General features: G+C 36.4%; 16 protein-coding genes. 13 read left to right on the forward strand and 3 right to left on the reverse strand.

Going from position 1 to position 14,112, the window contains the following annotated elements:
• Nucleotides 1-86: 86 nt before the first annotated feature.
• Entirely contained in the window at nt 87-1,133 is a 1,047-nt protein-coding gene (locus HRK21_RS10545; protein WP_003738556.1) for an AI-2E family transporter, read from the forward strand.
• Between the two features lie 9 nt (nt 1,134-1,142).
• Here the strand turns inward: HRK21_RS10545 and HRK21_RS10550 are convergent, their stop codons facing one another.
• The gene (locus tag HRK21_RS10550) at nt 1,143-2,042 is read right to left on the reverse strand and encodes an alpha/beta hydrolase (protein WP_069888522.1); all 900 of its coding nucleotides are present in this window, start codon (nt 2,040-2,042) and stop codon (nt 1,143-1,145) included.
• A 20-nt stretch (nt 2,043-2,062) separates the two neighbouring features.
• A complete protein-coding gene (locus HRK21_RS10555) occupies nt 2,063-2,884 on the reverse strand; it encodes an alpha/beta hydrolase (RefSeq protein WP_069888523.1) in 822 nt (273 codons plus the stop codon).
• A gap of 157 nt (nt 2,885-3,041) precedes the next feature.
• Here HRK21_RS10555 and HRK21_RS10560 point away from each other — a divergent pair, with 157 nt between their 5' ends.
• The 12 genes from HRK21_RS10560 (at nt 3,042) to htpX (ending at nt 13,026) form a co-directional block, all read left to right on the forward strand.
• On the forward strand, nt 3,042-3,500 hold the full coding sequence (locus HRK21_RS10560) for a DUF4064 domain-containing protein (protein ID WP_003738559.1): 459 nt from the start codon (nt 3,042-3,044) through the stop codon (nt 3,498-3,500).
• Nucleotides 3,501-3,596: 96 nt separating this feature from the next.
• Entirely contained in the window at nt 3,597-3,830 is a 234-nt protein-coding gene (locus tag HRK21_RS10565; RefSeq protein ID WP_069888524.1) for a hypothetical protein, read from the forward strand.
• A gap of 227 nt (nt 3,831-4,057) precedes the next feature.
• Nucleotides 4,058-4,372, forward strand: a complete 315-nt coding sequence (locus HRK21_RS10570) for a lmo0954 family membrane protein (RefSeq protein ID WP_003729862.1) — start codon at nt 4,058-4,060, stop codon at nt 4,370-4,372.
• Between the two features lie 15 nt (nt 4,373-4,387).
• Nucleotides 4,388-5,233: a PspA/IM30 family protein gene (locus HRK21_RS10575; RefSeq protein ID WP_070006817.1), complete on the forward strand. Its 846-nt coding sequence runs from the start codon at nt 4,388-4,390 to the stop codon at nt 5,231-5,233.
• 188 nt (nt 5,234-5,421) lie between these two features.
• Complete coding sequence (gene nagA / locus HRK21_RS10580; RefSeq protein ID WP_070006818.1) at nt 5,422-6,555, forward strand: N-acetylglucosamine-6-phosphate deacetylase; 1,134 nt, start codon at nt 5,422-5,424, stop codon at nt 6,553-6,555.
• 15 nt (nt 6,556-6,570) lie between these two features.
• Nucleotides 6,571-7,275 carry a glucosamine-6-phosphate deaminase gene (nagB, locus tag HRK21_RS10585; RefSeq protein WP_003738563.1) on the forward strand — a complete coding sequence of 235 codons (705 nt, stop codon included), beginning with the start codon at nt 6,571-6,573 and terminating at the stop codon, nt 7,273-7,275.
• 15 nt (nt 7,276-7,290) lie between these two features.
• Nucleotides 7,291-8,013, forward strand: coding sequence for a GntR family transcriptional regulator (locus tag HRK21_RS10590; RefSeq protein WP_003738565.1), 723 nt, complete (start codon nt 7,291-7,293; stop codon nt 8,011-8,013).
• Nucleotides 8,014-8,131: 118 nt separating this feature from the next.
• Nucleotides 8,132-9,187: a glycosyltransferase family 4 protein gene (locus tag HRK21_RS10595; protein ID WP_069888527.1), complete on the forward strand. Its 1,056-nt coding sequence runs from the start codon at nt 8,132-8,134 to the stop codon at nt 9,185-9,187.
• Between the two features lie 112 nt (nt 9,188-9,299).
• Complete coding sequence (locus HRK21_RS10600) at nt 9,300-10,208, forward strand: peptidase U32 family protein (RefSeq protein WP_003738567.1); 909 nt, start codon at nt 9,300-9,302, stop codon at nt 10,206-10,208.
• A 13-nt stretch (nt 10,209-10,221) separates the two neighbouring features.
• Entirely contained in the window at nt 10,222-11,448 is a 1,227-nt protein-coding gene (locus tag HRK21_RS10605) for a peptidase U32 family protein (RefSeq protein WP_069888528.1), read from the forward strand.
• 83 nt (nt 11,449-11,531) lie between these two features.
• Nucleotides 11,532-12,089 (forward strand): LemA family protein, encoded by a 558-nt coding sequence (locus HRK21_RS10610; protein ID WP_003722783.1) that lies wholly within the window; start codon nt 11,532-11,534, stop codon nt 12,087-12,089.
• 22 nt (nt 12,090-12,111) lie between these two features.
• Entirely contained in the window at nt 12,112-13,026 is a 915-nt protein-coding gene (gene htpX / locus HRK21_RS10615; protein WP_003738569.1) for a zinc metalloprotease HtpX, read from the forward strand.
• A gap of 38 nt (nt 13,027-13,064) precedes the next feature.
• Here htpX and yjbH read toward each other — a convergent pair whose 3' ends face one another.
• Nucleotides 13,065-13,883, reverse strand: a complete 819-nt coding sequence (yjbH, locus tag HRK21_RS10620) for a protease adaptor protein YjbH (protein ID WP_003738570.1) — start codon at nt 13,881-13,883, stop codon at nt 13,065-13,067.
• Nucleotides 13,884-14,112 lie beyond the last annotated feature (229 nt).

The raw sequence follows: 14,112 nt of genomic DNA on the forward strand, positions 1-14,112 counted from the left end.
TTCTATTTTACAGAAGAAATGTTTTTTTGTAAACCTTATTTTGTTAAACTATGATAAAATGAAGAAAGAAAAGGGCTGGTGAAAATATGAATTGGTTAGAGAAACTAAAAGAAAATGACACTGCAAGACGGGTGCTAGTGTTTGTTCTTCTAGGTATTGTATTATATTTACTCAGAAGCATGATTGATTTAATTTTACTCACATTCATTTTTGCATTTTTAGTAACACGACTAGAGAATGTTATTTTAAAAAGGGTGCGGGTACCACGAAAGTTAATTGTTATCGTACTGTATTCATTAGTGGCAATTTTCTTATATGTCGCCATAGTACATTTTTTACCCATCTTAATTAATCAAATTTCTCAATTAGTAGATTCTCTTGTGAAGCTTTACAATAATCCAAGCGATAATACGATTGTGAAATGGATTGTTGGATTTTTAAAAGAGTCTAATATTCAAAAATATTTACAAACAGGTGTTGATTTTATTATTGCTTCCCTTTCCGGTATTGGGTCTGTTGGATTATCTTTTTTTCTAGCGTTAATTCTTAGCTTGTTCTTCTCTTTAGAAAAAGAACGAGTGACTTCTTTTACAGGGCAATTTATGACAAGTAAAGTTGGCTTCATTTTTAAAGAAGCTGCCTTTTTTGGAAAGAAATTTGTTTCCACTTTTGGAGTGGTTTTAGAGGCGCAATTAATGATTGCATTAGTGAATACGATTATCACGACAATCGCGCTCTACTTGATGGATTTTCCGCAGTTACTTAGTTTATCCATTATGGTATTTGTTTTAGGGTTAATTCCAGTGGCTGGCGTAATTATTTCCTGTATTCCACTAGTACTGATAGCTTATTCCGTTGGTGGATTCCAAGATGTAGTGTACATTTTAATTACGGTTGTTATTGTGCATGCAATTGAAACATACATTTTAAATCCAAAACTAATGTCATCTAAAACGAATTTACCAGTATTTTATACCTTTATTATTTTGATTTTCTCGGAAACGTTTTTTGGCGTGTGGGGGCTCATTGTAGGAATTCCTGTATTTGTATTCTTATTGGATATTTTAGAAGTGAGAAATGCAGACGACTTGAAAAAACGAACGATATTTGGACGCAAGAAAAAAGTAGATTAAGGCTATTGCTTAATCTACTTTTTCTATTCCCCATAAAAAATTAGCTACTTCGGCATCCACATCTGTATTTTCATGGAGTTTACTATGAGCTGCATTCTTACCTGTGAATGTCTTTTCTTCGTAACTTGCGGCTTGACCGTCGAAAATAAATTTGCCAGATAAGGCGCTCGCGACAGAAACACTACCATCGCTTTTTGTTCCGTTTAATGTATCACCTGCAATATTTAAAACGTGTAAATTAGTAGGGATTTTTTGTTTGTTTTTAATAAATTCGCTATAACGGTCTGAAGCTTGTTTCGGACCAGAATCTGTAAGATCATAAGCTGTCACACCATCATCACCAATCACTAGTCCGTTAAGCGGAGAGCCAATTAAGACAAGTTTTTCGAGAACAGGATAGGCTTTGTCACTACCGACTTTTTCAATGTAGCTCGTTAAACTAACGCCACCCATGGAATGTCCGACAGCATCAACTTTTTCAATATGATAATTGTTTTTTAGCTCTTTCATTACATTTTGAATCCATTGTGCTTGATTGACCATTGAGCTTTTATTATCTTTAAAAATAACTTGAATAGAAGGATTATGACTGAATTTATCGTAATCTCCTTCTGTTGTTACAGTTCCATCAGCCGCTACAGTCATAACAAGCGACTTTGTTATGTCTCCGTCTTCAGCAAGGCGATTAATCATACCGCCGAATGAATTAGCTGTTCCAGAATATCCATGAACAAAAAGGACCGGAACGGCAATTTCTGAAACAGGTTTTTTTGCTTTTTCCGTCGTTTTATCTGCTGTTACAGTAGGTTCTTTAGCTGCTTTTTTAGTAGGTTCAAATTGAAGGAAAATTATCCAGAAGCCAGCAATTATAATAGCTAATGCGATAATTAAAATAATTATTTTTTTCATTCGAAACATCCTTTAATTATTTATTTCGCGTCCCATAAAAATTGGCCAACATACTTATCCACAGCAGTAGATTCATGCATACTACTGTGAGTAGCTTTTGGTCCTTTAATGACATGTGTTGTCACTTTTTGGTGTACAAATAATTTTTCGCCATATAAAACACTATCTAATTTCACTTCACCATCACTGTTTGAACCATCTTCCAAATTACCACCGATAATCATAATTTCTGTATTATCTGGCAAAACTTTTGCCATTTTTTCGGCGAATTTAGCATGAACATTATTGGCGTTTTTAATATCGACCTGCTGATCGCCATTCACATATTCTTCCGGATAAAACGGAACGGCAAGAAAGACAATTTTATTTACTTGTGGATAGGACTTGTTTTTTTCATAACTAGCTAAATACGAAACCCAAGCGCCGCCACCCATGGAATGACCCACTGCATTGAATTTTTTTATGGCATAGTTCTGTTGTAAATAAGACATCACTTTTTTTGTCCACATAGATTGTTGGGGAAGTGTTGCTCGATTATCTTCAAAAACAATATTGATAAGTGGATTTTTTTCCTTTTTATTATAAGTTCCTGTAGTAGAAATTTCTCCGTCTGGGCTTACATTTACCGTTAATGACTCTGTACCCCAATGATACTTTTGGTCAAAGCGACGTATCATTCCGTGAAGCGAGCGATCTGTCCCGCGGTAGCCATGAATAAAAATGGTTGGAATGGAATCATTGGCTGCTTTTGGATACATCGTGTTAATGGATAGTAATATAAAAATAGCTCCAACTAAACAACCTAATGGTAAGATAATGGAGAAGAACACGCGCTTTAGCATTATTGTACGCCCCTTTAAAATTTGTTATGAACAAATTATACATTTTTTTTAAGGAAAACGCACGATTGGTCTACTTTTTCTACTAATTTAATAGTTTATTCTCGTGAACACATATAGTATACTGGAAAAATAAGCGAAGAAACGGAGGCATATTTAAATGATTAAACGAACTGGTGAGATAGTACTCGCTATTATTGGTCTTATTTTAAGTGTAATTGCACAGGCATTTATTGCTGTTATAGGTCTATTAATGATAAGTGGTTCAAAAGGCAGAGAGGGTCTGGCAACATTCTACAATAATTACTACAAAACAATGACAGAATGGGAAATTCCGAAAAAAGAGATTCCTGATCCTGACCGTGTACTAGATTTTGTGCAAACATTGTCTTGGACAGCATTAACTGGGGGCTTAATCACAATTGTTCTTGGTGGGTTTGGTATTTACTACATATTAAAAAATAAAAAACCAGTTTTTGCTGGATACTTATTTTTAGCAGCGGGTATTGTATCGTTACTTTCTACCGCACTTATTACTTTTATTCCTGCTTTACTACTGGTAGTCACCGCAATACTTTGTTTTGTTCGTAAACCAAAAAGTACATTTTCTGGATTATAATTTTCGTAGCGAGTTTGAATTATTCAAACTCGTTTTTTGTTTTATTTCTTCTTTTTTAGGGAATAAAATACTGGATTTCAAGAGGAGGTTGATAGTATGAAAAATAAAGTAGGAATTATTGCCGGAGCGGTCGGCGCCGTCGCTGGAGTTATAGCCTGTGCAGCAATATATGTGGTGAAAAAGCAACAGCCGCCTACCCCTTTTGATGAGGTAAACGATATTCGGACGCGTTACGAGGACAAAGAAATTTCAGAAACAGAGCTGGAAGAAAACAACATGATTTCAGAAGGTGGCGTTTCATCTATTCAATATGAAGAAAAAGTAAAATAATGAAAATGCAGTTTGTATCTTGTTTTATGCGAGAACAAGCTGTTTTTTGTTTGAAAAACACTGCTTATTGTCATAGATATGTGTTATCCTTTAGTTAGACAATAGGACTCAAGTTGTAGGTGAATTTCCTTCTACAGTGGGTTCTTATACTTGATACATAGCGTTATGATAGGTACAGTAATAAAAGAAAATATATCAGCTACATTTGGAAGTTAGGAGGTAGGCGTATGAGAGCAATATTGATTGGCGTATTAATAATTTTACTAATTGCGATGATACTTATAGTCTTATTGCCAGCGATACTAGCAACAATTGGTGCAGTGCTCGGCTTTTGGTCACTTAAGAAACTACTTGAAGCAAGGTCTGTAGGTGAAAAAGTTATTTATGGAGTTCTAATTGGCGTTGGTGCCTTAATAATTCTAGCTAACTTAAAAGGAATTCTGGTTGTTGTAATTATCGGAGCAATCATTTACTTCCTAACTAGAAATAAAAATAAACCAAGAAAAAACGATGACGTATTCGACTACCCATACAATAAATAATTGGAGGAGAAAAAAATGGCAAACCTTTTTGAAAAAATGAAACAATGGAATAAAGAAGTTAGTGAAAAAATCGAGAAACGTGAAGAAAAACGTCGTAATTCAGTAAGTTACTATATGGATAAAACAAAACAAGAAATGAAAGACGCTGAACGCATGGTAGAAAAACAACGCGAACTAAAATCTCTTTTCTACAAAGAATATAAAGAGATGGAAGTGTATGTTGAAAAACGTCGTCACCAAGCAGAAATTGCCAAAGAAGCTGGTGAAACAAAACTTGCTGATTTCGCTTTAGAAGAAGTGGCTCAATATGAACAACAACTTGAAGCTACGAAAGGACACTACGAACAAGCGTCCGAACAACTGGAAAAATTAGAACTACGCATGCACGAAATGCGCTTAAAATGGAAAAATCTTAAAACACAACATTTAGCTGAAATGGCTGAAAAAAATGCTACCGAGACATCCGAAAAAATGGACAAAGTTATTCATGATATGAGCTGGGGTAGTGTTAGCGACTACCATGAAGCACAAAAACAACGCGATTTAGCGGAAGAAGCAGAGAAGAAAGCAGATATGAGTAAAGAACTTTCTCAATCCTTTGATGATCTAATGGACGAACTAGAAAAGAAAACAAAGAAAAGTAAAGAAATCATCAAAGATAAAGCACAAAACTTTACAACAATGGTAGATGAAATTATTGAACGCGAAAAACAAAATTTCAAAAAAACAGAAAAAGCTTCTATAGAAGACCAATTAAATGAACTTGAAAAAGAAGCTGCAAAAGAAAAACCAAAAGAAGATAAAGAAGTATTAATTCCAGAACTAGAGAAAAAAGAAGAAGAAAACGAAACAGATAAATAAAATTAACTAGCGCAGAATAATTATTCTGCGCTTTCTTTATAACTAAAAGCTACGGCCTTCTATATACGCTTGTAGCTTTTTTGGTTATTTTACTTTTTTTCGGGTAAATAGGAAAAGATAAGTTGCATTTTGACAGATACATGCTATAATAATTGGTATAGACCGATTTAACAAGGAGGCAATATGTAATGACTAATAAAGTAATTACTAACGCTACAATTTATACTGGTAAAGGTGTTCTAGAAAAAGCTTTCGTACGTTTTGATAAACAAATTTTAGAAGTTGGCTCGATGACTGATTTTAAAGCGGACAAAGCAGAAGAAGTAATAGATGCAAAAGGACAAAAACTTGTTCCAGGTTTCATTGATGTTCATTCTCACGGTGGTTATAGTTTTGATGCAATGGACGCAGATTCAGAAGCGCTTAGAAAACAAGTGAATGGAATGTTAAATGAAGGGATTACTACTTATTTCCCAACAACGATGACACAATCACATGAAAATATTGAAAAAGCGTTAAAAGTTATTAATGAAGTCGCTCAAACAGAACCTGTTATTGGCGGGATTCATTTGGAAGGTCCATTTGTTTCTAAAGTCTTCAAAGGAGCACAACCAGAAGAATATATTCAAGCACCTGACTTAGAACTTTTCAAAAAATGGTTTGATATTTCTGGTGGTTTAATTAAATTAGTCACATATGCTCCAGAACACGATACTTCTGCTGATTTTGAAAATTTGTGTTTCGAACTAGGAGTTGTTCCAAGTATTGGTCACTCTAATGATGTGCGCGAACATTTGAAAACAAGTAAAGCGACACATGCGACACATTTATATAATGCATGTCACCGCATGACACACCGTGAGCCAGGCGTTCCGGGTCATGTTTTACTAGAACGCGGTATTAATGCAGAATTAATCGTTGATGGTATTCACGTTCATCCTGATATGGTTAAATTAGCCTATCAAATGAAAGGACCAGAACATTTATGTATTATTACTGACTCGATGCGAGCAAAAGGTATGCCAGAAGGGAAATCAGAACTTGGCGGCCAAACAGTTATCGTGAAAGATAAACAAGCTCGTTTAGAAGATGGAACATTAGCTGGAAGCGTACTTACTTATGACGACGGTTTCCGCAACATGATTAAATTTACTGGATGCTCGGTAGAAGAAGCGGTTCTTATGTCTTCTGGAAACCAAGCACGCGAATTTAATTTAACACAAAAAGGTGCAATCGAGGCTGGTAAGGATGCAGATTTCAACTTACTAGACGAAGATTTACACATTACAGCAACTTATTCATTCGGAAAAAAACATTCTTGAGAGGAAGATAATAAAATGCAACTTATCACAACTGAAAATAAATTAGCAGGATCCCAAAAAGCGTTGGAAATCATCGAAAAAGGCATTACATCAGGTGAAGTAAATACACTTGGTCTAGCAACTGGTAGCACACCAGAAACACTTTATGCAGAGCTTGTAAAAAGTGATGTTGACACAAAAAATATAACGACAACGAACTTAGATGAATATGTAGGTCTTGCGGCAAACGACCCAAACAGTTATCATTACTATATGAACGAATTGTTATTCTCTAAAAAAGCATTTAAAGAAAGTTTCTTACCAAATGGTGAAGCGACGGATGCAGAAGCTGAATGCGCACGTTATGAAGAAATTTTGTCTGAGCATCCAATTGATATTCAAGTGCTTGGAATTGGAACAAACGGACACATCGGTTTTAACGAACCGGGAACTTCTTTTGATTCATTAACACACAAAGTCGTTTTAACAGATTCTACTCGTGAAGCCAATAAACGCTTTTTCGAAAGAGAAGAAGATGTACCGACACATGCTTATTCTATGGGAATTAAATCCATCATGAATGCGAAGAAAATTATCCTACTTGCTTTTGGTGAAAACAAAGCACAAGCAATCAAAGAAACTATTAAAGGACCTGTAGATGTGAATTGTCCTGCTTCTGTACTTCAAAATCATCCAGATGTTACTGTGATTCTTGACAACGAGGCGGCGTCACTTCTATAAGAAGAGGGCGGGAAAATGATCGATAAACAATCAGGAATACCGATTTACATTCAGATTCAAAGTGAAATTAAAAAGAAAATGGAAGATGGCGTCTGGAAAGTTGGCACTTCTATTCCGGCTGAACGTCAACTTGCCGAAATGTTCCATGTTAGCCGAATGACAGTAAGACAGGCCATTCAAGGATTAGTGGATGATAACATTTTGCAACGACGCGTTGGTGCTGGCACTTTTATTGCGGAAAAGAAATTAACGGAACGATTAGAAGCAGTTACGAGTTTTACCAATTTGATGTTACAAGAAGGGAAAATTCCTTCGACACGAATTGTATCGTACGGCATTCGTCCGGCTAGTACGCAAGAACAAGAAGCCTTACAACTACCAGAAAATAGCAACGTAATGAAAATTGAACGGATTCGTTACGGCGATCGTGTGCCAATTCTTTACGAAGTTGCTGCCATTCCAGAAAAAATTGCTTCACTGCTTACAAAGGAAGACATTATGGATTCCCTTTATAAAGCGATTGAATTAAAACTTGGACAAACAATTGGAGAAGCAGAACAAACGATGGAAGCTTCTTTAGTATCAGAAAAAATTGCGCCATATCTTGATGTGAAACTCGGATCGCCGGTGATGAAACTTAGGCAGGTTACAACGTTAGAAGACGGTCGACCATTTGAATTTACACGTTCTCAGTATGTAGGTAGTAGATTTCAATTTGTAGCTAGGATTAAACAATAAAAAAAGCTTGAGGCGGGATTTGTCTGCTTCAAGCTTTTTTGTATAATGATTTTCGTTGTCTTTTGGTAAATAAAAAAGTATAATGAGATGAGTAAAAAATTTGCGGGGAGGACTAGCCGTGAGCTGGATGATTATATTGATATGTTTTGGCGCGTCCGTATTACTTACACCGCTAATTCGAAAAATAGCTCTTTACTTTGATATTACAGATAAACCAGACCAACGTCGCATTAATATTAAACCAATTCCGAGTCTAGGTGGACTAGCAATATTTATCAGTTTCACGATCGGAATGTTGTTACTTCCAATTGAAAACGAATTCTTATGGCCGCTTTTGATTGCGGCATTTGTCATGGTTTTGACTGGGTTATTAGATGATATTATCGAATTTAAAGCAAGATATAAATTAATCGGTCAAGTTACCGCTGCCTTTATTATTGTGTTTTGGGGTAACATTAGTATCGACTTTATCAACTTACCATTCGGTGGAGAAATCCATTTTGGCGTGTTAAGTATTCCGCTCACGATTATTTGGATTGTAGCCATTACGAACGCTATTAATTTAATTGATGGCTTGGACGGTCTTGCAGCAGGAGTTTCAACCATTGCGCTACTTACTATTTTAGGAATGGCGTTTATTATGGGAGATGCATTAGTAATTATGATAGCAAGCGTGTTAATCGCTGGGACACTTGGTTTCTTACCTTATAACTTCAATCCTGCAAAAATTTTCATGGGTGACACTGGCGCGCTATTCTTAGGTTTTATTATTTCCGTGTTATCTGTAATGGGATTCAAAAATGTTACGTTTATCTCTTTAATCGTACCAATTTTAATTTTAGGCGTACCGATTTCTGATACACTTTTTGCTATTATAAGGAGAATGGTAACAAAACAACCAATTGCGATGGCAGATAAGTCACATCTACATCATTGTTTATTACGACTAGGTTTTACGCATCGTCAAACGGTTATTTTGATTTATGCCATTGCCGCATTATTTTCGTTATTCGCCTTCATTTTCACGATGTCGACACTGTGGGGTTCGATGATTTTAATTGGTGTGCTACTCGTATTAATTGAAGTATTGATTGAGACGCTTGGATTAGTAGGGAGCTCATATCGCCCATTACTTAATTTATTTAAACTAACAAAAGAAGAGAAAATAGATTAGAGATTAGTCACACAAAGGCTAGTCTCTTTTTTATGCCAAAATTCTTATTGAGTAACCACTCTTCTTGTGATACATTTATCAAGTAACGTTTTTGTAGAAATGAGGAGAAAACATGGAAATCATTGCGACAGCAGATTCAATGAAACAAGCTGAACAATTGCTTCGCGCGGGGGTAGATAGATTATATGTAGGCAATAGCCAATTTGGTTTAAGATTGCCGCATTCATTTTCTGTCGAAGAATTACGTGAAATAGTTCATTTAGCACATCAAGAAGGAAAGAAAGTAACTGTAGCAGTAAATTCGTTAATGCATAACGAACATATGGAAGAGTTGCCGGGATTTTTAGAGCAACTTGCTGATATGAAAGTGGATGCGGTAGCTTGCGGCGATCCAGGGGCAATTATGCTTTTGAGTGAAATGGCTCAACCGATTCCGTTTATTTATGATGCCCAAACATTTGTAACTAGCGCAGAACAAATCTCGTTTTGGGAAAAACAAGGAGCGATTGGTGCGGTTCTTGCTCGGGAACTAACAGAAGGCGAAATCAAAGCTATTGCGAGTAGCCTCACTATTCCAGTCGAAGTTCTAGTTTATGGACCAACATGCATTCACCAATCAAAACGTAAACTAGTAACGAATTATCATCGTATTGTCGAAATGGAAGATGATACATCAAAGGAACGCGGTCTTTATTTACGTGAACCTAATGATGAAACAAGTCAATTACCAATCTATGAAGATGAGTCTGGGACACATATTTTTGCTTCAGAAGATGTTTCACTTGTCCCTTATTTGGCGGATTTATATGATGCTGGATTGAAAACATGGAAACTAGATGGTGTTCTGGCAGACTCAGAAAATTTTGTTCAAATCGCATCGCTATTAGTTGAAGCGAAAGAAGCTGTTGTGAGAGGCCAATTTGTCGCGGAGTATTTTGTGAATAAATTAACGGAACTTCAGCCTCAAACACGAAAACTAGACGCAGGATTTTATTTGAAAAATCCGGATGATGTGAAATAGGGGGAATAGCATAATGAGTAGAATATTAAAAAAACCAGAAGTGCTAGCTCCGGCTGGTAACTTAGAAAAATTAAAAATTGCGATTCGCTATGGTGCGGACGCTGTATATATTGGTGGCCAGGCTTTCGGTCTTCGGTCACGAGCAGGAAATTTTAGCTTTGAAGAAATGAAAGAAGGTATCGCTTTTGCGCATGAACGAAATGCAAAAGTGTATGTTGCGGCAAATATGGTTGCGCACGCTGGTGATACAGAAGGTGCTGGGGAATTTTTCCGAACACTACGCGATATTGGTATCGATGCAGTTATTGTTTCGGATCCAGCACTAATTAGCATTTGTTTTCAGGATGCTCCAGGTTTACCAGTTCATTTATCCACACAAGCTTCGGCAACAAATTATAAGACATTAGAATTTTGGAAGAAACAAGGACTGGAACGTGTTGTTCTTGCGCGGGAAGTTAGCATGCAAGAAATTCAAGAAATTGGCGAAAAAACCGATGTCGAAATGGAAGCTTTTATACACGGTGCCATGTGTATTTCTTACTCTGGTCGTTGTACATTATCGAATCATATGGCGAATCGTGATGCGAACCGTGGCGGATGTGCGCAAAGTTGTCGTTGGAAATATGATTTATTTGAAATGGACAATGGTGTTTCGAAAAACTTAGTGGATACGGATGAAGAGCCGTTTTCGATGAGCGCAGTGGATTTATCTATGATTAAATACATTCCTGATATGGTAAATGCTGGCGTGGACAGCTTAAAAATCGAAGGACGAATGAAGTCTATTCATTATGTTTCGACAGTCGCAAGCGTATACCGTCGTGCCGTAGATGCCTACTGCGCGGACCCAGAAAATTACGTGTTTGACCCAGCTTGGGAAGAAGAATTATGGAAAGTTGCGCAGCGCGAACTATCTACAGGATTTTTCTACAAAGAACCAACCGAGGATGAGCAACTATTTGGAAAAACGCGTAAAATTCCGCAATATGCTTTTGCAGCGCAAGTACTGGAATATGACGCGGAAACAAAAATTGCTACTTTACAACAAAGAAATAATTTTGGTGTAGGGGAAGAAATTGAATTTTATGGGCCAGGAGATACTGGTTTCAAACAAGTTGTAGACGTACTTTGGAACGAAGATGGCGTAGAAATTGATCGTGCTCCAAATGCAATGATGACGATAAAAATGCCTGTAGATAAACCTGTGAAGCCATTTTACTTTATGCGAAAGAAAAAATAAAAATCTCATGCTACAGTAGGATTGTCGTGTACTCCCAAAGTAAGGTATAATGGGGTAAGTACATATGAAGGAGGAGATTAATTATGATAGGATGGATTATTGCTATCGCTGTTGTTGTTATTTTAGTGTTGATTTATTTCGGCCTATACAACAGCCTTGTAAAATACCGTAACCGTGTGGATGAAACTTGGGCGCAAATTGACGTGCAACTAAAACGTAGATTTGATTTAATTCCTAATCTAGTTGAAACAGTTAAAGGGTATGCAAAACACGAAAAAGAAACATTAACACAAGTAATTGAAGCTCGGAACAAAATGATGGAAGTACCTGCTGACAATCGTCAAGGTCAAATCGAAGCGGACAATATGTTAAGTGGAGCGCTTAAATCCATTTTTGCATTAGGAGAAGCTTACCCAGATTTAAAAGCAAATACTTCTTTCATCGAATTACAACATGAATTGACTACTACAGAAAACAAAGTGGCTTATTCTCGCCAACTTTATAACACAACTGTAATGACTTATAATACAAAAGTACAATCTGTACCAACTAACATCGTTGCAAAACTGCATAACTTCACAGAACGTGACATGCTTTCTATTCCAGAAGTAGAACGCGTTGCACCAAAAGTAGAGTTTTAAGCCATGAAGGAGAGCGGAAATTATGCTATTTGAACAAATTGCAGCAAATAAGCGAAAAACAGTTTTTATTATTCTTGGCTTTTTCATTTTCGTTCTTATGGTTGGCGCTGCTATAGGTATAATTGTTTGGAATAACTATCTGAATGGGCTCATACTCGCGGCAGTGATTGGTGCATTTTATATTTTGATTATGGTGATGAGCAGTTCATCTGTTGTAATGGCGATGAATCATGCGAAAGAAGTTACCTCCAAAGATCAAGCACCAGTTTTATGGGATACAGTAGAGAGCATGGCAATGGTTGCTGGTATTCCGATGCCAAAAGTATATATCGTCGAAGATCCAAGTCCGAACGCTTTTGCGACGGGGATTTCTCCTGAAAAAGGAGCTGTGGCAGTTACTAGAGGATTGCTTAATAAATTAGAACGTTATGAGTTGGAAGGCGTTATTGCGCATGAAATTTCTCATATTCGTAATTATGATATTCGGTTATCAACGATTGCCATTGCGTTAGTAGCTGTTATTGCGATTCTTAGCGATATAGCGATGCGAATGATTTTCTGGGGAAGTATAACTGGTGGCAGAAATAACCGTAAAAGTGATAATAATAACGGTGGTGGGGCACAAGCGATTATTTATATCGTCGCACTCATATTTGTTATTTTAGCACCTATTATTGCTACAGCTATTCAATTCGCATTATCTCGTAATAGAGAGTATTTAGCTGATGCGAGTGCAGTAGAATTAACTAGAAATCCAGACGGACTTATCCAAGCTTTACAAAAAATTAGTGGTGATTCGAAAAAAATGGAAGAAGTGAGCGCTTCTAGTGAGTCCATTTACTTTTCGTCACCTCTAAAGTCTAAAAAAAATAAGCCAGGTCTTTTTGACTCCCATCCGCCGATTAGTTCACGGATTGAACGCTTAGAAAATATGTAATAAAAAAGAAGCAACCCCAGAATGGGGTGCTTCTTTTTTTATAAGTTCCCGATGTATTTCCAGTGAGACTGGCCAGCTGGAGCATCGATTAATTCTACTTTTTGTTGGAGGCGCCATTTCTTCATTTGGCGCTCTATTTGTTGTTCAGAAACACCATAGAAATCTGCCATAGAAGCGGAAGAAGTAACTTTTACTTTTGCTAAGTATTCTTCCATTTGTGGGCGTTGTTCTGGTTGTGGAGCATCATTCAAAAGTTCGGATAAAACATGCACGTATACCTCATAACGATGAAGTCCACTTAGTTTTAATCCAGCATCCTCTATATTTTTATTAAAAAACACTACAGTAGGATTTTCGTGAATTTCCATTTCTTGAGCGACTTTTTGATCGCCGATATAAGCACGCTTAGCAACTGTTGAAGCTAAATCTTTCTTGAATTCGGATAGATCTAGGCCGGTGGAAACGGCAATATCATAGAGAACTTCTTCACTAGCGATATCTTTATTTTCAAGGAAGTAGGCTGCTTGAATCTTACGCAAGAATGTAATTCCTTGTTTTTTTCCTTGGAGTTCAGCGGCTTTGACTGCAAGACAAGAAATATAGGAAAGGTGCGCCCCTATTTGTTGTTCTTTTAAGCTTAGGTTGCTATTTCCTGCGCGCTTTTGTTTACACACAAATGTCTGCAAATTATTATGCAGAACATAGCGCAATTTGAAATAGTTCCCGTACTCCATTTGTAATCGGAGCATGTTCGCTTCGATATTCCAACAGTCATCACAAGCTGGATCGAAAAATAGATAAATTTCGATGGGCTTGGAATTTGCTACTGACTGATAATATAAATTTTGGTTAATCATTTGCTATCACCTGATTTTCAAATTCTAAATATCTTCAAACAGATACTCATTTCAATGTACCAGTGTGAAAAGAAAGAATTCACTGCTAAGTAAAAGCTGATACAAAATTTGGTTTTGTAACTTATATATCTATTTTATCAGCGTAATGTAAATTTAACAAATAATTGTCATTGGCTTAATATATTTATTCGTTGTTTTTTAAGAATTTGTGTCTTTTTACGATAAAAGT

Source organism: Listeria monocytogenes, assembly GCF_013282665.1.
Lineage (GTDB): Bacteria > Bacillota > Bacilli > Lactobacillales > Listeriaceae > Listeria > Listeria monocytogenes_C.